Raw genomic sequence first — 25,727 nt, 5'->3', positions numbered from 1 at the left:
GGGATTCAATGACTACTGCATCAGCAGTAAAGACAAATAATGTAGAAGAACAGGCGAAAAAAGCCAGGAAGGCTGCCAAAACATTAAGTATTTTAACAACGGAAGAAAAGAACGAAGCACTCCATACAGTTGCAGATGATTTGGAGACTGGATATGAATCAATTCTTGCAGCCAATATGGCCGATTTAAAAAACGGCAAGGAAAATGGATTTGAAGAGGCATATATGGACCGGCTGTCATTGACTAAAGAGCGGGTTTTTGAATTTGCAGCTGGCCTTCGCCAGGTAGCTGAACTTCCCGATCCGGTTGGAGACGTCATGTCTGGATGGACTTTGGATAATGGGCTGAAGGTTGAAGAGGTCCGGGTTCCGCTGGGTGTCATCGGCATGATTTATGAAGCAAGACCCAATGTAACAGCAGATGCAGCAGGTCTGGCTTTAAAGTCAGGAAATGCCATTGTCCTAAAAGGCGGATCATCAGCCCTTAATTCGAATCAGGCTATAGTGGAGATCATTCATGGTGCTCTTGAAAAAACGAAAATACCTAAAGAGGCTGTTCAATTTATTGCCACAGCAGACAGAGAAGCGGCAATGCAGCTGTTTACAATGAAAGAGCATATTGATGTCTTAATTCCAAGAGGCGGCGCATCCCTTATTAAGGCAGTGGTTGAGAATGCAACAGTGCCTGTTCTTGAAACAGGGGTGGGAAACTGCCATATCTATGTAGATAAGGAAGCGAATCCTGAAAAAGCAATCAATATCCTGGTTAATGCCAAAACAGACCGTCCGGCTGTCTGCAACGCAGCAGAAACGCTGATTGTACATGAAGCATGGCTTAACCAGCATAAAGATTTGCTTGCAGAAGCTCTGAAAAAGCACGGTATAACAGTACATGGAGATAAGGCTGCGGCAAAAGCTTTGCCTAATGTTGTGCCAGCGGGCGAGAGCGATTGGGCAAATGAATATTTAAGCCTGGATTTGGCGGTAAAAACCGTTGATAGCCTTGAACAGGCCATTGATCATATTGACCGATATGGAACAAAGCATTCTGAGGCGATCATTACGGAAAATGGTGAAACAGCCAAAAGATTCATGCAGCTGACAGATGCTGCAGCATTGTACCATAATGCCTCGACCAGATTCACGGATGGAGGGGCTCTTGGCTTCGGTGCTGAAATCGGCATATCCACACAGAAGCTCCATGCGAGAGGCCCAATGGGACTGCCGGCATTAACAACCCGAAAATATCTCATGTCCGGAAATGGACAGATCCGATAAAAAGCGTATTTAAAAGCATCAGCTCCGGCTGGTGCTTTGCGTAAAAAATAAGAATTTATTCCTGTATTAGATACTTGTCTGACTATAGGAAGAGGCGATTTTAATAGGGGTTCCTTTAAGCGGGCTCCTTTCGCTTTTCTGATAAAAAATTGGCAGCCGATTCGCGGTTGCTTTTTGCATTTCTCTCCCTCTGCAGATAAAGACTATCCTCAAGGGGTGAGAAAGCAGTGACTGTCATAACAACGTTTAAAGAGAAAAAAGAGAAAAGCAGATCAAATATGAAAAATCCGTCCTTCGGGAAATTTCGATAAAAGCTTTAAAAGAGAAGGTACAGCAATTTTTTGGTTCTTCCAGATTTGTCTCCGGTCTGATGATGAATGCCGGAATTGAGGAGGCATGCTTTGATGTTGCGATTGAAGCCTATTTGCTGGGGGCCAACTACAGCCGTTTTGGGCTCTATGGCGAATCGCTGGATCAGGTCCGCCATAGATGTGAAAAAGAGTATAAGCATTTAGTGGACACACTATATAACTTTTTCCTTTATTGGGGTCATGGTTCGGAAGCGGTAATGAGCGAATCCCTTTATTATATGTGTGAGCAATATGTAAGCAGCTGGTGGTCGGAAGGATTCAATAAAGGGGAGAGAAGGCATAAATTGCGTCTCCACTGAAAAGTACAATGTAAAAAGGGGTGTCCTGATCAAAGTTCTAGATCTCCATCTTGTCCCATATATTGAAATGAGGATAAGCAGGGGGACTGATTGGGACATATGAAGAAAAAATTAAAAATAGGCGGGTTTGCGATCGGGCTTATCGTCCTTTTTCTAATTTTGCAATATGACTTTACGGATGATGATTCCTGGGAATCGTGGAATCTTCCTTTAACAGGAAAGATTATCTTGCTTGATCCCGGCCATGGCGGTCCGGATGGCGGGGCAGGCGATGAAGGTGCACTCGAGAAGGATATCGCATTGGATGTATCATTAAAAGTAAGGGATTACCTTCAGGAGCAGGGAGCGCTTGTGCTGATGACGAGGGAGGAAGACAGAGACCTTGCACCAGAGGGAACCAGGGGTTACAGCCGGAGGAAAGTAGAAGACCTGAAGAAACGGCTTGAAATGATCAATACTTCTAATTCTGATTTTTATGTCAGCATTCATTTAAATTCAATTCCTTCCCCCAGATGGAGCGGAGCGCAGACATTCTATGCACCGGCGATTAAGGAAAATGCCAAAGCGGCAAAGTTCATACAGGACGAACTCCGCCGCAACCTGGAGAATACCAAGCGGAATTCGAAGCCTTTAAACAATGTTTTTATTTTAAAATACGCCAAAAAGCCAGGTGTCCTAGTAGAAGTTGGGTTCTTATCAAATCCGGGGGAACGGGCCAATCTGAAAACTGATGAATATCAGGATAAAATTGCTGCCTCCATTTACAATGGAATCATGCGCTACTATACCAATGAAAAAGAACTGACCGAAACATGGGAATGAAAAGGCGCTTAAAAAGTGCCTTTTCTTTTTAGATGCAGGGAAATAGTGAATGTATCCCTGGTGTGATAGAATTAACAGTATAGAATATTCAATATGTTATACTAAATTGGAAACGAATTCAGAAGGCGGGTGCAATGTATGTTAACTGAACAGAAAGTCAAAGAAGCTTTAAACGGCTTAAAGGAACCATTTATACATAGAACATTGGGCGAACTTAACGCCATTGAAGAAATTAAAATCAAGGAAGAAAAGAACCATGTCAGCGTCAAGATTCAAATTGCCAAGACAGGTACAGCTGAACAGCTTCAGCTTCAGACTCAAATCGTCAATCTTCTAAAAGAGGCAGGAGCGGAAACCGTTGGCATACGCTTCAGCGAGCTTCCGGATGAAGTGCTTTCACAATATAGAGAGGCAGCGGCTGAAGAAGACAAAGGCCTGCTTTCTTCTGGAAATAAAACTGAGTTTATTGCGATTGCCAGCGGAAAAGGCGGAGTCGGCAAATCCACCGTATCTGTAAACCTGGCAGTATCCCTGGCCCGTTTAGGAAAAAAGGTCGGTCTGATCGATGCCGATATTTATGGATTCAGCGTACCGGATATGATGGGCATTACAAAGCGCCCCGTAGTCAGAGGAGAAAGGATTCTGCCGGTTGAGCGCTTTGGAGTAAAGGTGATTTCAATGGGATTCTTTGTAGAAGATAATGCACCAATTATCTGGAGAGGCCCAATGCTTGGCAAAATGCTGAACAGCTTCTTCAATGAAGTAGAATGGGGCGAATTGGATTACCTTCTTCTTGATTTGCCGCCGGGAACAGGAGATGTGGCCCTGGATGTGCACACAATGCTCCCTTCCTGCAAGGAAATCGTTGTGACAACTCCGCATCCTACAGCTGCGTTTGTCGCTGCGAGGGCGGGTGCTATGGCACTTCGTACTGAGCATGAAATCCTGGGTGTTATTGAGAACATGGCCTATTTCGAGAGCCAATTGACTGGTGAAAGAGAGCACGTATTTGGTCAAGGCGGCGGTGAAAAGCTTGCTGAGGAACTGCGGACAGAAGTGCTGGGCCAGCTGCCTCTTCAGCAGCCTGATTGGAATGAAGAAGACTTCGCACCGTCCATTTATGATGAAGAACATAAGCTCGGACAGATTTATACAGATATCGCCCGCAAAGTTATCCAATCAATTGAAAGCAAGTAATGAAAGAAACCTCTTCCGAATTGGAAGAGGTTTTCTTTTTAAAGGTGGAGTTATGCTCCGCCTCCCTGGCCGCCACCGCCGCCGCCTTGGTCTGCACCCTGGCCGCCGCCTTCACCGCCGCTTTCTTCACCGCCTTGCTGACCGCTTTTCGTTTCCTCTGCTGCTTTCAGAAGGATGTCCTGAATTTTTGCTTTAAAAAGCGGGCTTTCAAATGTCTCGGTCATTACTTTCTGTATATGCTCCCGATATTCCTTGCTTTTAAGGACATCCGTAACTTCTTTTTCGAGTTCGGGATCTTTAAGTACTTCTATCATCATTCCCCGATATTCAGGGTCTTTCATTAGATCTTTTAATAGCTGTTCATTTTCTTTCTGCATACTTTTTGCCATGCTTTCGGCAAACTTTGGATCATCAAAGGACTTCTTCCAAAACTCTGTACCTTTATCAGAGGTTAAGGTTTTTTCAATGGTATCGGCTACTACCTTTTGGTCCATGACCATCTTTTGCTGCATTTTTTCATCAGCCATCAATTCTTCGAGCGCCTTTTTTCCTTCATCGGTCTTTAATATATCTACAACCATTTTTTTAGTCTGCTCATAATCCATTTGGCCGTTGCCCGTTTCACCTTGGCCGCAGCCTGATATGAAAAACACTAGCGCTAATGGAAGGAGCAAACGGAATTTTTTTATCATGATGAAGCTCCTTTCAGAGGTGTCCTTACCTTTAGAATGAAGAAATTCAGCAAATATTATGCGCTGGAAATACAATGCCTAGATTTTTCAAACTTTGGTTGGTACAATCATAAAGAATGAATTTATTTATTATGGGGGAAAAATAAATTGACTAGCCGTAATTGGGTAAAGCTTTTTATATCAACTCTTTTAGTTGGAGGATTAACTACTGGAGTTGTCGGATTTATTGTGCGCTGGGATGAATTTGCGCCTATTTTTACTGACTTCGATTTCCTTGAGATTCTGTCGGTATTCTTCTGGCTTATAGGTGTAGGATTAATCTTCAGCATCATTAGCCAAATGGGCTTCTTTGCATATTTGACGGTACACCGCTTCGGGTTGGGGATTTTTAAAGGATTGTGGAATCCTATTCAGATTGTCCTGATTTTATTTGCTTTGTTTGACTTGGTTTACTTCCGCTATAAGGCTTTTGCGGGAGGGGAGACAGCATGCTTCCGTATATTGGCGTAGCGGCTTTTCTTCTTATAGTCGCACTTGTGGTTGCTGCAATTAAAGCAAAGCAGACCAATCAGCATGCATTTATTCCTGCAGTATTTTTTATGGTGGTTGTAACCGCCATTGAGTGGGTGCCGGTCTTAAGGGTAAATGAGGAAAGCTGGCTATATTTAATGCTGTTCCCATTACTAGTCTGCAACACCTACCAGCTGCTTATCCTTCATAAATTAAATGAGGATTCTCAAAAACAAAGAAGCAATCTAGCTCAAAAGCCATCCAAATAATGGATGGCTTTTGTTTTAAGTATAGAATTTTGAATGTCGATAACTGTCTGGCGCAAGCATCCTGCCCTCTCGTCTTGTGCTTATCGGGGGTGGGCAAGGCGCTTCGCTTATCTATTTTATTTCACTTGTCTTCGTCTCAGCATTAGCAATCATTTCAGAAACGGAAACGAATTTGAGTCCCTTGGCTTTTACATCATTTAAAATGAGCGGAAGGGCTTTGGCTGTTTGTTTTGCAGAATCGGACGCATGCAGAAGTACAATGTCTCCTTTTTTAGCTTTTGATACATTTTCTGCAATCCTCTCTGCACCCGGATTGGTCCAATCCTTTGAATCAACACTCCAATGGACAACAGTGTAGCCCATTCTTTCAGCGACCTTTAACGTTTTCTGGTCAAAATGTCCAGTTGGGGCGCGCACAAGCTTAATGTCTTTAATATTCAGCTTTCTAAATGCTTCCTGTGCTTTTGCGAGGTCTCTTCTGATCTTGTCTTCTTCTAGCTCTGTATAATCTTCATAGCCATAGCCCAGAATCCCAATTTCGTAACCTTCTTTGACGATTCTTGAAACTAAATCCGGATGTCGTTCGGCCCAGGAACCAGCCAGAAAAAAGGTCGCCGCTTTAACATTCTCTTCTTTGAGAATATCCAGTATGGGTTCTGCTTTTACATCCCCCCATCCAATATTAAAGGTGAGGGCTAAATCCTTTTCCCCTTTGTATATCGCTTTAGGCCCGTCTTTGGCTGAAAAAGCAGGCAAATGGACAATGCTCTGCATATAGAGGAACCAAGCTGTGAAAAATGCTGCAATGACAACCAGCGAAACTTGTTTTAAAGACTTACCATTCAATACAAAAAAAGTTCATAACAATTCACCTCGTCCGATACCTTCCTAATCCATACCTATGCTGAACTTGTCTCTTCCATGTATAAAAAATTCACTCATAATAAATCCTAAATGGAAAAATACTACAGAAAACAAATTGAATAATACAATGGAGGCAATCAAAATGATTGGAATGCTATTAAACCAAAAAGAGCTGAAAGAAATCGAGTACCTCATTAAGCGGGAAATGGACGAAATATTATTCGATTTAAAAGATGACAGGATCGACCATATTGTCAAAAGAGCTATGGAAGAACGATATAAAATCTTATTTTCTTTATTTCAGCGTATGGCAACGCCAGCAGACTGCCTTAAATACATGCGTTCAAGACAGCATCGGGAAAATAAGGGATAATAGATATTTCTTTTCTTATTAAAAAAATATAAAAAGCTGTTGACTTGTTATTGGTATCTTGGTATATTAATAAACGTCGCTGATGACGGAAAGCACCAATAAAAAACAACTTAAAAAAGTTGTTGACGTCGATGCTGACACGTGATATATTAAGAAAGTCGCTTCTGAGCGGCGGATTGATCTTTGAAAACTGAACGAACAAAAACGTCAACGTTAATTCTTTAGTCTTTTTTGAAAAGACAATTTATGAGCTTAATCAACTCTTATATGGAGAGTTTGATCCTGGCTCAGGACGAACGCTGGCGGCGTGCCTAATACATGCAAGTCGAGCGGACAGATGGGAGCTTGCTCCCTGAAGTCAGCGGCGGACGGGTGAGTAACACGTGGGCAACCTGCCTGTAAGACTGGGATAACTCCGGGAAACCGGGGCTAATACCGGATAATTCTTTCCCTCACATGAAGGAAAGCTGAAAGATGGTTTCGGCTATCACTTACAGATGGGCCCGCGGCGCATTAGCTAGTTGGTGAGGTAACGGCTCACCAAGGCAACGATGCGTAGCCGACCTGAGAGGGTGATCGGCCACACTGGGACTGAGACACGGCCCAGACTCCTACGGGAGGCAGCAGTAGGGAATCTTCCGCAATGGACGAAAGTCTGACGGAGCAACGCCGCGTGAGTGATGAAGGTTTTCGGATCGTAAAACTCTGTTGTTAGGGAAGAACAAGTACCGGAGTAACTGCCGGTACCTTGACGGTACCTAACCAGAAAGCCACGGCTAACTACGTGCCAGCAGCCGCGGTAATACGTAGGTGGCAAGCGTTGTCCGGAATTATTGGGCGTAAAGCGCGCGCAGGCGGTTCCTTAAGTCTGATGTGAAAGCCCCCGGCTCAACCGGGGAGGGTCATTGGAAACTGGGGAACTTGAGTGCAGAAGAGAAGAGTGGAATTCCACGTGTAGCGGTGAAATGCGTAGAGATGTGGAGGAACACCAGTGGCGAAGGCGACTCTTTGGTCTGTAACTGACGCTGAGGCGCGAAAGCGTGGGGAGCAAACAGGATTAGATACCCTGGTAGTCCACGCCGTAAACGATGAGTGCTAAGTGTTAGAGGGTTTCCGCCCTTTAGTGCTGCAGCAAACGCATTAAGCACTCCGCCTGGGGAGTACGGCCGCAAGGCTGAAACTCAAAGGAATTGACGGGGGCCCGCACAAGCGGTGGAGCATGTGGTTTAATTCGAAGCAACGCGAAGAACCTTACCAGGTCTTGACATCTCCTGACAACCCTAGAGATAGGGCGTTCCCCTTCGGGGGACAGGATGACAGGTGGTGCATGGTTGTCGTCAGCTCGTGTCGTGAGATGTTGGGTTAAGTCCCGCAACGAGCGCAACCCTTGATCTTAGTTGCCAGCATTCAGTTGGGCACTCTAAGGTGACTGCCGGTGACAAACCGGAGGAAGGTGGGGATGACGTCAAATCATCATGCCCCTTATGACCTGGGCTACACACGTGCTACAATGGATGGTACAAAGGGCTGCGAGACCGCGAGGTTAAGCGAATCCCATAAAACCATTCTCAGTTCGGATTGCAGGCTGCAACTCGCCTGCATGAAGCCGGAATCGCTAGTAATCGCGGATCAGCATGCCGCGGTGAATACGTTCCCGGGCCTTGTACACACCGCCCGTCACACCACGAGAGTTTGTAACACCCGAAGTCGGTGGGGTAACCTTTTGGAGCCAGCCGCCTAAGGTGGGACAGATGATTGGGGTGAAGTCGTAACAAGGTAGCCGTATCGGAAGGTGCGGCTGGATCACCTCCTTTCTAAGGATATTTACATGAAACGTGACGTGTTTTGTTCGTTCAGTTTTGAGAGTTCAATCTCTCAATGAAAGATTCGTTCTTTGAAAACTAGATAATGTTAATGAAGAAGCAATAACCGAGTAATCGCCATCTTAGTTTTTTCTCTTATTTTTGTTTTAAAACGAAGTAAGAGCACAAACCATGAGGACGATGAGCGGCAAGGAGATCAAGGAAGCGACCGAGTGAGCACCGGAGCGTACTTCAGTACGTGAGGAGCGGAGCGAGAGAGCTGACGCAGAGATCCGCAGTCGATCAGCGGCCGAAGTAGGTTAAGTTAGAAAGGGCGCACGGTGAATGCCTTGGCACTAGGAGCCGATGAAGGACGGTACTAACACCGATATGCTTCGGGGAGCTGTAAGTAAGCTTTGATCCGGAGATTTCCGAATGGGGAAACCCCTATCCGTAATGGGATAGGATCTTTACCTGAATACATAGGGTATAGAAGGCAGACCCGGGGAACTGAAACATCTAAGTACCCGGAGGAAGAGAAAGCAAACGCGATTCCCTGAGTAGCGGCGAGCGAAACGGGATTAGCCCAAACCAAGAGGCTTGCCTCTTGGGGTTGTAGGACACTCTACACGGAGTTACAAAGGAACGAGGTAAATGAACAGGTCTGGAAAGGCCGGCCAGAGAAGGTAAAAGCCCTGTAGTTGAAACTTCGTTCCCTCCAGAGTGGATCCTGAGTACGGCGGGACACGAGAAATCCCGTCGGAAGCAGGGAGGACCATCTCCCAAGGCTAAATACTCCCTAGTGACCGATAGTGAACCAGTACCGTGAGGGAAAGGTGAAAAGCACCCCGGAAGGGGAGTGAAAGAGATCCTGAAACCGTGTGCCTACAAGTAGTTAGAGCCCGTTAATGGGTGATAGCGTGCCTTTTGTAGAATGAACCGGCGAGTTACGATTACATGCGAGGTTAAGTTGATGAGACGGAGCCGCAGCGAAAGCGAGTCTGAATAGGGCGAATGAGTATGTGGTCGTAGACCCGAAACCAGGTGATCTACCCATGTCCAGGGTGAAGTCCAGGTAACACTGGATGGAGGCCCGAACCCACGCACGTTGAAAAGTGCGGGGATGAGGTGTGGGTAGCGGAGAAATTCCAATCGAACTTGGAGATAGCTGGTTCTCTCCGAAATAGCTTTAGGGCTAGCCTCATGTAGTAAGAGTCTTGGAGGTAGAGCACTGTTTGGACTAGGGGCCCCCATCGGGTTACCGAATTCAGACAAACTCCGAATGCCAAAGACTTATCCATGGGAGTCAGACTGCGAGTGATAAGATCCGTAGTCAAGAGGGAAACAGCCCAGACCACCAGCTAAGGTCCCAAAGTATACGTTAAGTGGAAAAGGATGTGGAGTTGCTTAGACAACCAGGATGTTGGCTTAGAAGCAGCCACCATTTAAAGAGTGCGTAATAGCTCACTGGTCGAGTGACTCCGCGCCGAAAATGTACCGGGGCTAAACGTATCACCGAAGCTGTGGATTGACATCTTACGATGTCAGTGGTAGGAGAGCGTTCTAAGGGCGTTGAAGCCAGACCGCAAGGACTGGTGGAGCGCTTAGAAGTGAGAATGCCGGTATGAGTAGCGAAAGATGGGTGAGAATCCCATCCACCGAATGCCTAAGGTTTCCTGAGGAAGGCTCGTCCGCTCAGGGTTAGTCGGGACCTAAGCCGAGGCTGAAAAGCGTAGGCGATGGACAACAGGTTGATATTCCTGTACCACCTCTTTACCGTTTGAGCAATGGGGGGACGCAGGAGGATAGGGTAAGCACGCTGCTGGATTAGCGTGTCCAAGCAGTTAGGCCGGTAACGAGGCAAATCCCGTTACCACACAGGCTGAGCTGTGACGGCGAGGGAAATTTAGTACCGAAGTTCCTGATTCCACACTGCCAAGAAAAGCCTCTAGCGAGGGAAAAGGTGCCCGTACCGCAAACCGACACAGGTAGGCGAGGAGAGAATCCTAAGGTGAGCGAGAGAACTCTCGTTAAGGAACTCGGCAAAATGACCCCGTAACTTCGGGAGAAGGGGTGCTCATTAGGGTGAATAGCCCTGATGAGCCGCAGTGAATAGGCCCAGGCGACTGTTTAGCAAAAACACAGGTCTCTGCGAAGCCGCAAGGCGAAGTATAGGGGCTGACGCCTGCCCGGTGCTGGAAGGTTAAGAGGAGAGGTTAGCGCAAGCGAAGCTTTGAATCGAAGCCCCAGTAAACGGCGGCCGTAACTATAACGGTCCTAAGGTAGCGAAATTCCTTGTCGGGTAAGTTCCGACCCGCACGAAAGGCGTAACGATCTGGGCACTGTCTCAACGAGAGACTCGGTGAAATTATAGTACCTGTGAAGATGCAGGTTACCCGCGACAGGACGGAAAGACCCCGTGGAGCTTTACTGTAGCCTGATATTGAATTTTGGTACAGCTTGTACAGGATAGGTAGGAGCCTGAGAAGCCGGAGCGCCAGCTTCGGTGGAGGCGTCGGTGGGATACTACCCTGGCTGTATTGAAATTCTAACCCGCGCCCCTTATCGGGGCGGGAGACAGTGTCAGGTGGGCAGTTTGACTGGGGCGGTCGCCTCCTAAAAAGTAACGGAGGCGCCCAAAGGTTCCCTCAGAATGGTTGGAAATCATTCGCAGAGTGTAAAGGCACAAGGGAGCTTGACTGCGAGACCTACAAGTCGAGCAGGGACGAAAGTCGGGCTTAGTGATCCGGTGGTTCCGCATGGAAGGGCCATCGCTCAACGGATAAAAGCTACCCCGGGGATAACAGGCTTATCTCCCCCAAGAGTCCACATCGACGGGGAGGTTTGGCACCTCGATGTCGGCTCATCGCATCCTGGGGCTGTAGTCGGTCCCAAGGGTTGGGCTGTTCGCCCATTAAAGCGGTACGCGAGCTGGGTTCAGAACGTCGTGAGACAGTTCGGTCCCTATCCGTCGTGGGCGCAGGAAATTTGAGAGGAGCTGTCCTTAGTACGAGAGGACCGGGATGGACGCACCGCTGGTGTACCAGTTGTCTTGCCAAAGGCATCGCTGGGTAGCTATGTGCGGAAGGGATAAGTGCTGAAAGCATCTAAGCATGAAGCCCCCTCGAGATGAGATTTCCCATAGCGTCAAGCTAGTAAGATCCCTGAAAGATGATCAGGTTGATAGGTCAGAGGTGGAAGCGTGGCGACATGTGGAGCTGACTGATACTAATCGATCGAGGACTTAACCAAAACGAAAAGCGGAGGCGACTGTTCAACTTTGAGAGACGTTGGAGAGCCGGCCATTCAAATCCTGGTTTTGGGATTTGGAGGGACGGATCGAAACGGCCGAGAGGTTAGGAGCCGAAGCTAGACAAGTCATTGGTGAATACTCGGCAAATGCTTCTTCATACATTATCTAGTTTTGAGGGAACGAAAAAATGAAATTTCCTCTTGAAAAAAACATTAAAAGAAAGTATAATCATACTTGTCTTTTGAAAATAGTCTGGTGGCGATGGCGAGAAGGTCACACCCGTTCCCATACCGAACACGGAAGTTAAGCTTCTCAGCGCCGATGGTAGTTAGGGGCTGTCCCCTTGTGAGAGTAGGACGCTGCCGGGCTGTTTACAAATACCACTTTTCCGCAGTAGCTCAGTGGTAGAGCATTCGGCTGTTAACCGAACGGTCGCAGGTTCGAATCCTGCCTGCGGAGCCATTTCCATAAAGCCCTTTTGGGAATTATGAGCTGTTGCTTCCATAGCTCAGCAGGTAGAGCACTTCCATGGTAAGGAAGAGGTCACCGGTTCGAGCCCGGTTGGAAGCTCTTTTAATGTAGACAACTAGAGTACTAGGCCCCTTGGTCAAGCGGTTAAGACACCGCCCTTTCACGGCGGTAACACGGGTTCGAATCCCGTAGGGGTCACCATAATGGAGGATTAGCTCAGCTGGGAGAGCATCTGCCTTACAAGCAGAGGGTCGGCGGTTCGATCCCGTCATCCTCCACCATATTTGCCGGTGTAGCTCAATTGGTAGAGCAACTGACTTGTAATCAGTAGGTTGGGGGTTCAAGTCCTCTCGCCGGCACCATCTTTTTTATAGATGGAGGGGTAGCGAAGTGGCTAAACGCGGCGGACTGTAAATCCGCTCCTTCGGGTTCGGCAGTTCGAATCTGCCCCCCTCCACCATTTATTTTTAATAAAAACACAAAAAACTGGACAAGCTATGAATGTCCTTTTTATTTTGTAATTATTGGGCTATAGCCAAGCGGTAAGGCACCGGACTTTGACTCCGTCACTCGCAGGTTCGAATCCTGCTAGCCCAGCCATTTTTGAGCCATTAGCTCAGTCGGTAGAGGATTTTAAAAGATTGCAGCATCGAAGCGTTACATCCTGAATGGCAAGCTTTTAAAATCTGCGACAAAGACCGCAGGGCTTTGAAGCACATCTGCAAATGAAGTTTAGGCATCAGAATTATATTTCGAGCCATTAGCTCAGTCGGTAGAGCATCTGACTTTTAATCAGAGGGTCGAAGGTTCGAGTCCTTCATGGCTCACTTTATAGAAAAACACAGACCTTGGGAATCGAGTCCTGAAGGTCTTACTTGTGAATATAAATATGTTTGCGGAAGTAGTTCAGTGGTAGAACATCACCTTGCCAAGGTGGGGGTCGCGGGTTCGAATCCCGTCTTCCGCTCCAAATAAATGGGGCCTTAGCTCAGCTGGGAGAGCGCCTGCTTTGCACGCAGGAGGTCAGCGGTTCGATCCCGCTAGGCTCCACCATCATACATAATACGACATTCCTTAAACCAGCATGGTTTAGGGATTTTTTATTTTATTTCACAAAACAATAAGTGGCAAAACTTAGAAAGTTACTATGGTATTTTTAGAAGCTTCTTTTTCCGGCAGCCGCATATATATACACGATTTTGTCGAGTTGAGTCATGTGTTTGAAAGCGGTTAAAATATGAGTATGAAGGGAAAGGGAGGACTTTACTATGAAAAGACAGAAATTATCGATAATTGGAATGCCAATGGATCTTGGCCAGATGAGACGCGGTGTGGACATGGGGCCAAGTGCGATCCGATATGCCGGTGTGAATGAGCGATTAAAGTGTTTATTCGAAGAAATCCATGACCAGGGCGATATTGCCATCGGCCGTCCGGAAGTTCAAATCGATCCAAAATCAAATCTTAGAAACTTGGACCTTATTGCTGAAAAAACAGAAAAACTGGGCGAAGAAGTTGATAAAGCAATAGAAAGTGGTTCTTTTCCATTAGTACTGGGCGGGGATCACAGCATCGCAATTGGAACATTGGCCGGTGTTTCGAAGCACTACAAAAATCTTGGGGTAATCTGGTATGATGCCCACGGGGATTTAAATACAGCTGAAACATCACCTTCAGGGAACATACATGGCATGCCTCTTGCGGTAAGCCTGGGAATTGGCCACCCGCTTTTAACCAATGTAGGGGGATATGCTCCAAAGGTTAAGCCAGAGAATATTGTCATTATTGGGGCAAGATCTTTGGATGAAGGAGAGCGGGAGCTTATTAAGGAAAAAGGCATTAAAGTATACACCATGCACGAAATTGACCGGCTTGGGATGACAAAGGTTATGGAGGAGTCTATTACATATTTAAAAGAAAGAAATACAGATGGTGTTCATCTGTCTCTGGATTTAGATGGGCTGGATCCGCATGATGCCCCTGGTGTTGGAACTCCGGTTATTGGAGGCATCAGCTACCGTGAAAGCCACTTGGCCATGGAGATGCTTGCAGAATCGCAGATCATTACATCGGCTGAGTTTGTAGAGGTTAACCCAATCCTGGATGACAAAAACAAAACAGCTACTGTGGCGGTCGCGCTTATGGGTTCACTATTTGGCGAGAAGCTTCTATAAATAATTGAATTAAAAATGAGCAGAACGTAAACAAGTTCTGCTCATTTTTTTGCTGTGAGTGTATAATATTTATTTAGAAGCTGATCGAGTTTTGTGCTCGTATCAACTACCGAGTGGTCTGTAAAAGAAGCGGAAGCTGTTAACTGGATCATTCTTGACCGGCATTCCTCAATATCTCTCAATAATTCCTTAACACACACCGTAATCAACCCTTTTCGATTAATTTAGTACTTTTATACCCTAAAAGGAAAAAAATAAACCAGAATAAGTAAAAATTTGCTAATATAGAAATTGAATGTTTTTTAATTAAAATGAAACCTTTTCCGCTATCGATTCGTATTATCGATTAGCCGCACTGGAGCGGAGGTAAAAAAATGGAGACAATCGTAAAGAAGAGGATAAAGCAAGTATTAAAAGGCGACCAGGATGCTTATGCTGAAGTTGTTGAAATATACAAAGATAAAGTTTTTCAGATTTGCTACAGAATGCTGGGAAACAGGCATGAGGCAGAGGATATCGCTCAGGAGGCTTTCTTAAGAGCCTATATAAACATTGCCAGCTTTAATATTGACTTGAAATTTTCCACGTGGCTCTATCGGATTGCCACTAACCTTTGTATAGACAGAATCAGAAAAAGAAGCCTGATTATTATCTGGATGCAGAGGTCGCAGGAACGGATGGACTGAACATGTATTCTCAAATTGCTTCAGATGCGAGGCTGCCGGAGGAAGATGTAGAAAGTCTGGAACTGCAGGAAACAATCCAAAGGGAAATATCGAAGCTTCCGGAAAAATACCGTTCGGTTATTGTTCTAAAATATATTGAAGAATTATCGCTGAACGAGATCAGTGAAACGCTCGATCTTCCTCTGGGAACGGTTAAAACCAGGATTCACCGGGGCAGGGAAGCACTTAGGAATCAATTAAGATACGTTTAAAAAAGAGGGTGAGAACTTTGAAATGTCCAGCAGAAATGGTTGTTTATATGCATGAGTACCTAGATGAAGAGATCTCAGCCGAACATGAGAAGGAATTAAGGGCCCATCTGCAGAACTGTGAGGAATGCCAAATTCATTTCCATGAATTAAAGAAGACGATCGCTTTAGTCCAAAGCACTTCACATATACAGGCACCTGAAAATTTCACGGCAAACGTTATGGCGAAATTGCCCAAAGAAAAGCGGAAAGTCGGGGTCCAGCGCTGGTTCAGGCATCATCCGCTTTTAACTGCTGCATCCCTCTTTCTTGTTCTGATGATGGGAAGCGTCGTATCATCCTGGGACCAGGATCACCAACTATCAGTTTCCAAACAGCCAAACCTTGTGGTGGAGAACGATAAGGTGATTGTACCAGAAGGCGAAGTGGTAAAAGGCGATGTAGTAGTTAAGAACGGAGACTTGGAAATCCAGGGCGAAATAGACGGAAATGTTACGGTCATCAATGGCCAGCAATATATGGCTTCAGCCGGTAATGTTACCGGAGAAATCGAAGAGGTTGATGCCATTTTCGAATGGCTGTGGTACCACATCAAAAAGGCAGCCAAGGATGCTGTAAATGTATTTGAAAGCGGAGAAACAGATAAAGAGAAATAGACATAACCATAGTAAGAATCCCTGCTTTAATGCAGGGATTCTTAGTGTACTTATTTTTCCAGGTAGTGTCTGTTGTCTCAAAATTGGAATTAGCGTCAAATATGATATAATATGAAAGTTACATAAAGGAACTTTAAGCATGTATTGCTTTTGAAATATATATTTGGAGGAAGGATAATGTCGTTTGCAGATTTCTCTATTTTGAAATTGTTGGCTAATACAATAGACATTCTCCTTGTCTGGTATGTCATCTATAAACTGATAATGATTGTAAAAGGAACAAAGGCTGTCCAATTGCTAAAAGGGATTTTTGTCATTATCCTGGTCAAAGTAGCAAGCGACAAGTTCCACCTGCAAACATTAGGTTGGATGATGGAACAAGTGCTTCTTTGGGGATTTCTGGCCATCATTATCATTTTCCAGCCGGAGCTGCGAAGAGCATTGGAGCAATTGGGGAGAGGGAGATTCTTCTCAAGGACAGCTAATCAGGAGGAGGAAAATCAGGAGAAACTGGTCGAATCCATTGCTAAGGCTGTGGATTATATGGCTAAACGCCGCATTGGGGCGCTTATTTCAGTTGAGAGGGAAACAGGGCTGAACGATTATATTGAAACCGGTATTCAGCTGGATTCTAAAATTTCATCTGAGCTCCTGATTAATATATTTATACCGAATACACCGCTGCATGACGGAGCCGTTATCATTCAAAAGAATTGTGTGGCAGCAGCAGCGTGTTATCTGCCTCTGTCAGAAAGCCCATTCATCTCAAAAGAGCTCGGCACCAGACATAGGGCTGCTTTAGGTATAAGTGAAGTAACCGACAGTATTACCATTATCGTTTCGGAGGAAACAGGAAGTGTTTCCCTAACCAAAAACGGTGAGCTGCACCGTGATTTAAAAGCTGAAGCTTTTAAAGATATGCTTTCAAGTGAATTGCTTGTTCAACAGAAAATAAAGCAGACTTCTTCAGGTCTTTGGAACTGGAGGGGGAAAAAGAATGGATAAGTTAATTGATAAATTGGTAGATACCCGCTGGTTCATGAAAATTGTTGCGTTGATTCTGGCACTTTTTCTATTTGACTCTGTTTATGATGCAGATAAGGAATTAAAGGATATAAACGTTCCTGGCCAGCAGGATTCAGGCATTGTTGAAGATGTCCCGGTGAAAAGCTATTATGATACGGAAAATCTGGTCGTTACCGGTATTCCGGAAACAGTGGACTTAAGTATAGAAGGGCCAAAAAGCCATCTGGAGCAAGCTAAAAAACTGCAGAACTTTGAAGTATATGTAGATTTGACAAATGCAGAAATCGGCTCTCAAAGAGTGGAAATTAAGATCCGCGATATCTCAGATAAACTTGATGTGACGATCAATCCGCAATATGCTGATGTGACAGTCCACGAAAAAGTGACCCAGGAGTTTAAAGTGGATGCAGAATTTAATAATGGCCTGCTTGGTGAGGGGTATTCAGCCGATGCGGCATCTGCGGAACCAAAGACGGTAAAAATCACAGGAGCAAAAGAAGTGATTGAGCGGATCAGCTTTGTTAAAGCAACCTTGGATGTAAAGGGACCAATAACCGAGACAATCACTGATGAAGCAACTGTCAGGGTATTGGACCGTGAGATGAATAAGCTTGATGTTATTGTGGAACCCCAAGTAATTCAAGTAACAGTGCCGGTTAAGCAGTTAAGCAAGACGGTTCCCGTTACGATCGTCCGGAAGGGGGACCCTCAAGATGGTGTTACCATTAATTCGATTGAACTCGATGTTAACGAGGCTTCCATAACGGGCCGGGAAGAAATATTAAATGAGACTGAAAGTGTCAGGGTAGAGGTGGATGTCAGCAAGATTGAAAAAGATACCGTGCTCACCTTGCCGGTTATTATCCCGGATGGCATTTCTGCAGTGGACCCTAAGACAGTGAAGGCGTCTATTGACGTTAGTACTGAGGAGAATGCAGAGAATGCAGAGAATGCTGATAGAGAAGAGGAAAACACCGAAGAGCCTGCTGAAGAAACACAGGCACAGGAACAAGAGGAAACCAAAACCTTTTCAAGCCTTTCCATCAATTTAGCCGGCTTAGCTGAAGAATATGAAGCAGTACTAAGAAATCCAGCTTCCGGACGGACAAGTATTACGGTTACCGGAAAAAGCAGCACGGTTCAGGATCTCAAAGCGGAGGATTTTAATCTATATTTGAGCCTGTCAGACCTTGGTGAAGGTGATCATGAGGTGCCAATCAATGTCGATGGCCCTTCAGGGGTGGATGTAAAACCTGCATCAGGTAATGCGACTATAACAATTACGCGAAAAGAAGAAGCTTAATATAGTTTTTAAAGTTAGAAGGAGCGATTATAAAATGGGTAAATATTTCGGTACAGATGGAGTACGAGGAGTTGCAAATAGTGAATTGACACCAGAGCTGGCTTTTAAACTGGGCCGTTTTGGGGGTTATGTATTAACGAAGGACCATGATCGTCCGAAAGTATTAATCGGCCGTGATACCCGTATTTCGGGCCATATGCTCGAAGGCGCACTGGTAGCGGGGCTTTTATCAATTGGAGCAGAAGTTATGCGCCTCGGTGTCATTTCAACGCCTGGCGTCGCTTATTTAACAAAAGCTCTGGGTGCAGAAGCTGGCGTAATGATTTCTGCATCCCATAATCCTGTTGAAGATAACGGAATCAAATTCTTTGGCCCGGATGGGTTTAAATTGTCCGATGACCAGGAAGCTGAAATTGAGGGATTAATGGATATGGCAGAAGACCAGCTTCCAAGACCGGTCGGAGGCAGCCTGGGACAGGTAAATGATTATTTTGAAGGCGGACAGAAGTATCTTCAATACTTAAAGCAGACGGTTGATGAAGATTTCTCAGGCATCCACATTGCGCTCGATTGTGCACATGGGGCCACTTCTCCGCTGGCAACACATCTATTTGCTGATCTTGATGCTGATCTTTCCATGATGGGAGCATCTCCTAACGGATTAAATATCAATGCAGGAGTCGGTTCTACTCATCCTGAGGCATTGTCTGCCTTTGTTAAGGAAAAAGAAGCCGATGTAGGTTTGGCTTTTGATGGAGATGGCGACCGTTTAATTGCCATTGATGAAAATGGCGATATTGTTGATGGCGACCAAATCATGTATATCTGTGGAAAATACATGAAGGAGCAGGGAAGACTTAAGCAAAACACAGTTGTTTCCACTGTGATGAGCAACCTTGGATTTTATAAAGGGCTTGAAGCCAACGGTGTAGAAAGTGTTCAGACAGCTGTAGGTGACCGCTATGTTGTGGAGGAAATGAAGAAGAACGGCTACAACCTTGGCGGAGAACAGTCAGGTCATATCATTTTCCTGGACTACATCACAACTGGAGATGGTCTTTTGACAGGCCTTCAGCTTGTTAACATCATGAAAGTAACCAAGAAGCCGCTATCTGAGCTTGCGAATGAAATGCAGAAATTCCCGCAGAAGCTTGTAAACATTCGTGTAACGGATAAGCATCATGTGACAGACAATGAAAAAGTGAAAGAAGTCATTGCGCAGGTTGAAGAAGAAATGAACGGAAACGGCCGGATTCTGGTACGTCCTTCCGGTACAGAGCCGCTTGTCCGCGTAATGGCGGAAGCCCCAACGGGTGAACTTTGCGCATCCTATGTAGAGCGCATCGCTGCTGTTGTTGAAAGTGAAATGGGATTAAAAGAATAAAAGCACAAATCATATGCATAAGGGAACTCCTGAACTCCCTTATGCATATTTTTATATATGGAGTTTACAGCCCCAACCAAATGGAAGGCTGGCAGCTGCCTTAACTTATCTGTTGACGGAAGTCTGACTTTGATGTATGATAATCCTGTTTTTGTATTTAGGAATACAGGACATCTTTATTCAAGAAGAGAAAGGTGGATCGTGAGAAATTAATTAAATATAAAGCGCCTGAACTGATCCTGGACGTAAGGATCAGTTGACGAGGAGGAGGTTTATCGAATGTTCGGCGGATGCCTCCCGGTTGAAAGCACAACCGATGATTTCTTCTTTAAAACATTCTGGCAACTGAATGCACAAAGAGAAGGGAATGCTAAAACTAAGAAACGCTCATTCAAGAGGCTGTAATGCCCCTGGAGCTGCGTATATAAAAAAACAGAGATAAGGGGCAGGACTGCCCCGAAAAGGCTTCTTGCCCCTTCATTATTAGGAGGAAAAGAAGTATGTGTGGTATCGTTGGATATATTGGAAACTTAGATTCAAAGGAAATTTTATTAAAGGGCTTGGAAAAGCTTGAATATAGAGGCTATGATTCAGCTGGCATCGCGGTTATGAATGATAACGGCGTTCAGGTTTTCAAGGAAAAAGGCCGTATTGCGGACCTTCGCAATATTGTTGATGAAGATGTGATGGCAAACACAGGGATCGGACACACCCGCTGGGCGACACACGGTGTTCCAAGCACAGTAAATGCTCACCCTCATCAAAGCAATTCCGGCCGTTTTACGCTTGTTCACAATGGCGTAATTGAGAACTATGACATCTTAAAACGCGAATATTTGCAGGGAGTTGCCCTTAAAAGTGATACAGATACAGAAATCATCGTTCAGCTGATTGAATTATTCGTGAACGAAGGTTCTAATACTGAAGAAGCGTTCCGCAAAACGCTGACACTTTTAAAAGGCTCTTATGCAATCGCCCTTTTGGATGCAGAAAACGCTGAAACGATTTTTGTTGCGAAAAACAAGAGTCCTCTTCTGGTTGGATTAGGTGAAACATTCAATGTAGTCGCTTCTGATGCAATGGCGATGCTGCAAGTTACAGATCAATATGTTGAACTAATGGACAAAGAAATCGTTATTGTCACAAAAGATGCTGTTAAAATTCAGACGCTGAATGGCGAGGAAATTAGCCGTGATCCGTATACGGCTGAATTGGATGCAAGCGATATCGAAAAAGGAACATATCCTCACTACATGCTGAAAGAAATCGATGAGCAGCCTTTAGTGATGCGCAAAATCATCCAGAAGTATCAAAATGAAAATGGCGAGCTGACAATCGACCAGGAAATCGTTGAAGCGATGAACGATGCAGACCGCATTTATATCATTGCTGCCGGGACTTCTTATCATGCAGGTCTTGTTGGAAAGCAGTTCATTGAAAAAATCGCAAAAATCCCAGTAGAAGTTCATATTTCAAGTGAGTTTGGCTATAATATTCCGTTGCTTTCAGAGAAGCCGCTATTTATCTTTATTTCTCAAAGCGGCGAGACAGCAGATAGCCGTGCCGTACTTGTAAATGTGAAGAAAATGGGCCATAAGGCGTTAACCATTACAAACGTTCCAGGTTCAACTCTATCACGTGAAGCAGATTACACATTATTGCTTCATGCCGGTCCTGAAATTGCGGTTGCTTCTACAAAGGCATATACAGCCCAGATTGCTGTATTATCCATTCTTGCAGAAGTTACAGCGAAGAGCCGCGGATTGGAATTGGACTTCAACCTTGTTCAGGAGCTAGGCATTGTTGCTAACGCAATGGAAGTCCTTTGCGATGCAAAGGAAGAGTTCGAGGATATAGCACGCAAATTCCTTTCTACTACACGCAATGCGTTCTTTATTGGCCGTGGGATCGACTACTATGTTGGCCTTGAAGGTGCACTTAAGCTGAAGGAAATTTCATATATTCAAGCTGAAGGCTTTGCAGGCGGAGAATTAAAGCATGGAACCATTGCTTTAATCGAGAATGGTACGCCAATCATTGCCCTGGCAACTCAAGAAAGTGTTAACTTAAGCATTCGCGGCAACGTCAAAGAGGTTGTTGCCCGAGGAGCAAACCCTTGCATCATTTCCATGAAAGGGCTGGAAACAGAAGAAGACAGCTTTATCATTCCGGAAGTGAACGAGCTATTGACACCTCTTATCTCTGTAATACCTTTACAATTAATCTCTTACTTTGCTGCGCTGCACCGTGAGTGTGACGTAGATAAGCCGCGTAACCTGGCTAAGTCGGTTACTGTGGAGTAAGGAAAGTCTGTACTGAAAATAATGCTGGATCAGTAAAGTCGGGGATGCCGAATTGAAAACTGCTGCTCCACAACATTCATACTGTCTGATCAAATAAGACCCAATCCAACTACAGGATTGGGTCTTTTTTTAATAAGAAATTGCATATCATTCAGCATTCATATAAACAGTAAAAATTTTGCCGTCTAATGTAAATAAAATGAAGGAAGTTAAGGATTTAGTCAGGATTTACAACCGTTTTCTTAAAGGGTATGATTTTTATAGATAGATAATAGATAATAGATAATGGGAGCGGAATAATGAAAGAATTAACATTCAAATCTTACGACCAATTTCTCCAATTTAACGAGCATAAGGCGATGGAAAAAGCGATCATGAAAGGACTTCAAGGTGATGAGCTAGTAAAATTCAAACTTGAGTTCCTGCAAAGAGCCAAAACAATGTGGAAAGAGTATGATTGTGATCTTTGGATTCAAAAACACGGATATGTCATCATAAATGTATGGAAAGACGGCAGCGGCAAAAGAAAAGTTACGAGAGGAAGGCCAAAAAAACTTGATTCTGAAAAATATTTACACACTGTTCATGTAAGGCTGGATGAGGAAACGTATCGGCAGCTCACGAATCACTGCCAGGAGAATCAGATCGACGTATCGGAAGCTATTCGGGTTCTAATTAAAACACTATAGTGGCAAGCAAATGGGAGTTTCAACTTTTCTGTTTGAATCTCCTTTTAATGTGAGCTTCCTACTATATCTTAAAGTGAGAATAAATTTAGACAATTGCCGGAATTTACAATCTGCCTCTTTTCTTTTATTATTTTTTGTGATACATTAATTGTGGTGGCAAGTTGATAATCATTTTCAATAAACCAAAAAGTTATACATATCAAGGTTCTTTTTTTGCTATTAGATGATAATGATTATCATTCTTTTAAAAATAGTTTTATAGAGTTACTCCTATTCCTTAACTTGGAATAATGATTTTTTCAATTGTTGATTGATAATAAACATGTTATGAGGGTTATTAATGAGATTATGGATGTTAGGAATTGCAGCCATCGTTCTGTCTTTTATCTCGCTATTTATCGGAGCAATAGATATAACGCCAAAGGATCTGCTCAATTGGGAATCAGATGAAACACATATTTTCCTTATCAGCCGCATCCCACGGTTATTAGCGATAATATTAGCGGGGGCAGGGATGAGTATTGCCGGTTTAATTATGCAGTCTTTAAGCCGAAATAAGTTTGTATCACCAACAACTGCTGGAACTTTGGATGCAGCAAAACTGGGTATTTTAATTTCCATGCTGTTTTTTACGAATGTAACCTATACACAGCAAGTTATTTTTAGTTTTGCCTTTGCTTTAGCAGGTACATTTCTCTTCATGCAGATTTTAGATCGTATAAAATTTAAAGATGTTATCTTTGTTCCGTTAATTGGAATTATGTATGGAAATATACTATCTTCTATTACAACGTTCTTTGGATATGAAGCGGATCTGCTGCAAAATATATCTTCCTGGCTTATGGGAAGTTTCACTTTGATTATTGCTGGCCGTTATGAGCTTTTATATGTTAGTATTCCAGCTATTATTCTAGCGTATCTTTATGCGAATAAATTTACAGTTGCCGGAATGGGTGAAGATTTTGCGAGAAATCTTGGTTTAAGCTATAAGCTAGTACTAAATATTGGTCTGGTCCTTGTTGCGGTTATATCGACAACGGTTGTCCTTACTGTCGGGGTAATTCCATTTCTAGGACTCATAGTTCCCAATATTGTCTCCTTATATTTAGGTGACAACCTGCGCAAAACAATTCCGCATACAGCGGTGTTAGGGATTGTCTTCTTATTAATATGTGACATTCTAGGGCGCATCATCATTCATCCTTATGAAATTCCAGTTAATGTAACAGTGGCAGTGATAGGCAGTGCAATCTTCTTAACGATGCTGCTTAGGGGAGAGCATATGCGAAATAGTACAAAACTGATGATTTTAGCAGCTATTGCTCTTGTGTTTATTTTGTTATATGGCTTTTATGATATTAAAGGCGGCTTTGATTATGCCTTTCCTAAGCGTATGCTCAGAGTTACAGCGATGGTTATAACAGGAATCGCAATTGCTTATTCTACAGTTGTGTTCCAGACAATTACACATAACCGTATTTTGACACCTTCTGTTATGGGCCTTGATTCTATGTATCAAGTAGTACAAACATTAATCTACTTCTTTGCAGGGTCGATGTCAGTGTGGGTGTTAAATAAATACTTAAACTTTGGCGCAGCCATTTTTGCCATGGTCGTTTTTGCCCTGATTTTATATCGATTTTTGTTCAGGGCTGATAAGCATCCCATCTATTTTCTTCTATTAATAGGGATGATTATAGGGACACTTCTGGGAAGCTTTGTCACATTCCTGCAAGTATTGATAGATCCAGTCGAATATTTGAGTCTTCAAAGCCGGTTGTTTGCGACCTTTACAAACGTAAAGGCTGAGTTATTATTTATTTCAATTGGCATCCTATTTCTTGCATTTCTCTATGGCTACCTTATTATGGATAAACTGGATGTTATGTCACTGGGCCGCGAAAATGCGATAAATCTTGGCATTAATTATGACGGCATGGTAATGAGAATTTTAATTTTATCGTCTGTTTTAATTGCCACATCTACAGCGCTTGTCGGACCAATTACATTTTTTGGATTAATTGTTGCCAATCTCTCCTATCAATATCTGGTGACATATAAACACTCCATCCACATATTAGGGGCGAGCTTGATCAGTATTATTGCATTGGTCGGCGGTAATTTCCTTGTGGAACATATTTTTGAGTTGCGTACAACATTAAGTGTCATTATTAACTTTATCGGCGGTATTTACTTTATTTATCTATTACTTAAGGAAAGTAGGGCAGCAGGATGATTGAAATCAAAGGATTAACAAAACAATTTGGTAAAAAGCCTGTTGTAGAGGATGTTACAGTCACAATCGAGCCGGGGACCATCACCTCTTTTATTGGACCGAATGGTGCTGGTAAATCAACACTTCTTTCTATGGTAAGCCGTTTATTAGAAGCAGATACAGGTGAGGTATTACTCGATCAGAATAATGTGAAAAAGTGGAAGTCTTCGGATTTTGCAAAGAGAGTATCCATTTTGAAACAAGCCAATTACCTTAATGTGAGATTGACAGTGCGTGAGCTTGTGTCATTTGGGCGCTATCCCTATTCAAGAGGTCGCTTAGCGGCTGAAGACGAAAAGTTTGTTGATCAAGCCATTGAATATATGAATTTAGCTGATATGGAAGGCAAATATTTAGATGAATTATCAGGTGGTCAAAAGCAACGGGCGTTCATTGCAATGGTCATTGCTCAGGATACGGATTATATCCTGCTGGATGAGCCTTTAAATAACCTGGATATGAAGCATTCAGTTCAAATTATGAAAATTTTGCGCAAGCTGGTTGATGAACTTGGAAAGACAGTTGTCATTGTTTTGCATGACATAAATTTTGCATCTGTTTATTCTGATCGTATCGTAGCGTTGAAAAATGGCCGGCTGATGAAAAATGGGCCGACCAGTGAAATCATAAATTCTGATGTGCTTCGTGAAATTTATGATATGGATATTCCAATTCAAGAACAGAATGGCTGCAGAATTTGTGTCTATTTTAATTCACATACGTAAACAATGAAGTATTAAATATACCTGGAGAAATCTATTGGATTTCTTCAGGGATTAGCTT

At 43.9% G+C, this 25,727-nt stretch carries 17 protein-coding genes, 10 tRNA genes, 3 rRNA genes and 4 pseudogenes; 31 read left to right on the top strand and 3 right to left on the bottom strand.

The window, feature by feature from the left end; genetic code table 11:
* Positions 1–8 precede the first annotated feature (8 nt).
* The 4 genes and pseudogenes from M5V91_RS21525 (at position 9) to salA (ending at position 3,966) form a co-directional block, all read left to right on the top strand.
* Positions 9–1,277 carry a glutamate-5-semialdehyde dehydrogenase gene (locus tag M5V91_RS21525; RefSeq protein ID WP_019382789.1) on the top strand — a complete coding sequence of 423 codons (1,269 nt, stop codon included), beginning with the start codon at positions 9–11 and terminating at the stop codon, positions 1,275–1,277.
* Between the two features lie 227 nt (positions 1,278–1,504).
* Positions 1,505–1,947, top strand: a pseudogene (locus M5V91_RS21520) (YbaK family protein).
* A gap of 99 nt (positions 1,948–2,046) precedes the next feature.
* Positions 2,047–2,769, top strand: a complete 723-nt coding sequence (gene cwlD, locus M5V91_RS21515) for an N-acetylmuramoyl-L-alanine amidase CwlD (protein ID WP_071157975.1) — start codon at positions 2,047–2,049, stop codon at positions 2,767–2,769.
* Positions 2,770–2,907: 138 nt separating this feature from the next.
* A complete protein-coding gene (gene salA, locus M5V91_RS21510; protein WP_071157941.1) occupies positions 2,908–3,966 on the top strand; it encodes an iron-sulfur carrier protein/transcriptional regulator SalA in 1,059 nt (352 codons plus the stop codon).
* Between the two features lie 50 nt (positions 3,967–4,016).
* Here the strand turns inward: salA and gerD are convergent, their stop codons facing one another.
* Entirely contained in the window at positions 4,017–4,658 is a 642-nt protein-coding gene (gerD, locus tag M5V91_RS21505) for a spore germination lipoprotein GerD (RefSeq protein WP_217027636.1), read from the bottom strand.
* A 147-nt stretch (positions 4,659–4,805) separates the two neighbouring features.
* Between gerD and M5V91_RS21500 the strand changes: the two are divergent.
* Positions 4,806–5,437 (top strand): annotated as a pseudogene (locus M5V91_RS21500) (KinB-signaling pathway activation protein).
* A gap of 111 nt (positions 5,438–5,548) precedes the next feature.
* On the opposite strand, the gene pdaB reads toward M5V91_RS21500, so the two are convergent.
* Positions 5,549–6,283: a polysaccharide deacetylase family sporulation protein PdaB gene (pdaB, locus tag M5V91_RS21495; RefSeq protein ID WP_284521494.1), complete on the bottom strand. Its 735-nt coding sequence runs from the start codon at positions 6,281–6,283 to the stop codon at positions 5,549–5,551.
* Positions 6,284–6,443: 160 nt separating this feature from the next.
* Between pdaB and M5V91_RS21490 the strand changes: the two genes are divergently transcribed.
* The 15 genes from M5V91_RS21490 to rocF all read left to right on the top strand — a co-directional run bounded on the left by M5V91_RS21490 (position 6,444) and on the right by rocF (position 14,374).
* Entirely contained in the window at positions 6,444–6,674 is a 231-nt protein-coding gene (locus M5V91_RS21490) for a hypothetical protein (RefSeq protein WP_019382796.1), read from the top strand.
* 264 nt (positions 6,675–6,938) lie between these two features.
* A 16S ribosomal RNA gene (locus tag M5V91_RS21485) occupies positions 6,939–8,488 on the top strand.
* A gap of 306 nt (positions 8,489–8,794) precedes the next feature.
* Positions 8,795–11,728: ribosomal RNA gene (locus M5V91_RS21480) — 23S ribosomal RNA — on the top strand.
* A gap of 252 nt (positions 11,729–11,980) precedes the next feature.
* A 5S ribosomal RNA gene (gene rrf, locus M5V91_RS21475) occupies positions 11,981–12,097 on the top strand.
* The 16S, 23S and 5S rRNA genes sit together here with 10 tRNA genes alongside, the layout of an rRNA operon.
* Positions 12,098–12,116: 19 nt before the next feature.
* Positions 12,117–12,191 (top strand) — tRNA-Asn (locus M5V91_RS21470).
* Positions 12,192–12,226: 35 nt separating this feature from the next.
* Positions 12,227–12,299, top strand: a tRNA-Thr gene (locus tag M5V91_RS21465).
* A gap of 27 nt (positions 12,300–12,326) precedes the next feature.
* Positions 12,327–12,401 (top strand) — tRNA-Glu (locus M5V91_RS21460).
* A gap of 4 nt (positions 12,402–12,405) precedes the next feature.
* Positions 12,406–12,481 (top strand) — tRNA-Val (locus M5V91_RS21455).
* Between the two features lie 5 nt (positions 12,482–12,486).
* Positions 12,487–12,562: transfer RNA gene (locus tag M5V91_RS21450), tRNA-Thr, on the top strand.
* Between the two features lie 14 nt (positions 12,563–12,576).
* Positions 12,577–12,660: transfer RNA gene (locus tag M5V91_RS21445), tRNA-Tyr, on the top strand.
* A gap of 65 nt (positions 12,661–12,725) precedes the next feature.
* A tRNA-Gln gene (locus M5V91_RS21440) sits at positions 12,726–12,800 on the top strand.
* Between the two features lie 154 nt (positions 12,801–12,954).
* Positions 12,955–13,027, top strand: a tRNA-Lys gene (locus M5V91_RS21435).
* 68 nt (positions 13,028–13,095) lie between these two features.
* Positions 13,096–13,170: transfer RNA gene (locus M5V91_RS21430), tRNA-Gly, on the top strand.
* A gap of 7 nt (positions 13,171–13,177) precedes the next feature.
* Positions 13,178–13,253: transfer RNA gene (locus M5V91_RS21425), tRNA-Ala, on the top strand.
* Between the two features lie 215 nt (positions 13,254–13,468).
* Positions 13,469–14,374, top strand: coding sequence for an arginase (rocF, locus tag M5V91_RS21420; protein WP_009336405.1), 906 nt, complete (start codon positions 13,469–13,471; stop codon positions 14,372–14,374).
* Between the two features lie 41 nt (positions 14,375–14,415).
* On the opposite strand, the gene M5V91_RS21415 is transcribed toward rocF, so the two are convergent.
* Complete coding sequence (locus M5V91_RS21415; protein ID WP_019381152.1) at positions 14,416–14,574, bottom strand: aspartyl-phosphate phosphatase Spo0E family protein; 159 nt, start codon at positions 14,572–14,574, stop codon at positions 14,416–14,418.
* Positions 14,575–14,748: 174 nt separating this feature from the next.
* On the opposite strand from M5V91_RS21415, the pseudogene sigW reads away from it, so the two are divergent.
* The 11 genes and pseudogenes from sigW (at position 14,749) to M5V91_RS21360 (ending at position 25,669) form a co-directional block, all read left to right on the top strand.
* Positions 14,749–15,311, top strand: a pseudogene (sigW, locus tag M5V91_RS21410) (RNA polymerase sigma factor SigW).
* 17 nt (positions 15,312–15,328) lie between these two features.
* Entirely contained in the window at positions 15,329–15,964 is a 636-nt protein-coding gene (locus M5V91_RS21405) for an anti-sigma factor family protein (protein WP_019381151.1), read from the top strand.
* A gap of 177 nt (positions 15,965–16,141) precedes the next feature.
* Positions 16,142–16,969: a diadenylate cyclase CdaA gene (gene cdaA, locus M5V91_RS21400; RefSeq protein ID WP_009336400.1), complete on the top strand. Its 828-nt coding sequence runs from the start codon at positions 16,142–16,144 to the stop codon at positions 16,967–16,969.
* The gene (locus tag M5V91_RS21395) at positions 16,962–18,293 is read left to right on the top strand and encodes a CdaR family protein (protein WP_009336398.1); all 1,332 of its coding nucleotides are present in this window, start codon (positions 16,962–16,964) and stop codon (positions 18,291–18,293) included. The genes cdaA and M5V91_RS21395 overlap by 8 nt, the downstream gene beginning before the upstream one ends.
* 34 nt (positions 18,294–18,327) lie before the next feature.
* Positions 18,328–19,677: a phosphoglucosamine mutase gene (gene glmM / locus M5V91_RS21390; protein WP_009336396.1), complete on the top strand. Its 1,350-nt coding sequence runs from the start codon at positions 18,328–18,330 to the stop codon at positions 19,675–19,677.
* Between the two features lie 279 nt (positions 19,678–19,956).
* A complete protein-coding gene (locus M5V91_RS21385) occupies positions 19,957–20,082 on the top strand; it encodes a hypothetical protein (protein WP_019381148.1) in 126 nt (41 codons plus the stop codon).
* A 95-nt stretch (positions 20,083–20,177) separates the two neighbouring features.
* On the top strand, positions 20,178–21,980 hold the full coding sequence (gene glmS, locus M5V91_RS21380) for a glutamine--fructose-6-phosphate transaminase (isomerizing) (protein ID WP_009336393.1): 1,803 nt from the start codon (positions 20,178–20,180) through the stop codon (positions 21,978–21,980).
* A gap of 299 nt (positions 21,981–22,279) precedes the next feature.
* A complete protein-coding gene (locus M5V91_RS21375) occupies positions 22,280–22,669 on the top strand; it encodes a ribbon-helix-helix protein, CopG family (protein WP_009336391.1) in 390 nt (129 codons plus the stop codon).
* A 340-nt stretch (positions 22,670–23,009) separates the two neighbouring features.
* Positions 23,010–23,962 (top strand): annotated as a pseudogene (locus tag M5V91_RS21370) (ABC transporter permease).
* Positions 23,952–24,905 carry an iron chelate uptake ABC transporter family permease subunit gene (locus tag M5V91_RS21365; RefSeq protein WP_009336386.1) on the top strand — a complete coding sequence of 318 codons (954 nt, stop codon included), beginning with the start codon at positions 23,952–23,954 and terminating at the stop codon, positions 24,903–24,905. The pseudogene M5V91_RS21370 and the gene M5V91_RS21365 overlap by 11 nt, the downstream one beginning before the upstream one ends.
* A complete protein-coding gene (locus M5V91_RS21360) occupies positions 24,902–25,669 on the top strand; it encodes an iron ABC transporter ATP-binding protein (RefSeq protein ID WP_009336384.1) in 768 nt (255 codons plus the stop codon). Before M5V91_RS21365 ends, M5V91_RS21360 begins: the two co-directional genes overlap by 4 nt.
* The last annotated feature ends 58 nt before the right edge of the window (positions 25,670–25,727 follow it).

The sequence above is a fragment of the Cytobacillus pseudoceanisediminis genome, from assembly GCF_023516215.1.
In the GTDB taxonomy this organism is placed as follows: domain Bacteria; phylum Bacillota; class Bacilli; order Bacillales; family Cytobacillaceae; genus Cytobacillus; species Cytobacillus pseudoceanisediminis.
Note: the sequence above shows the minus strand (reverse complement) of the source record. Positions and strands in the feature narration are given on the sequence as shown.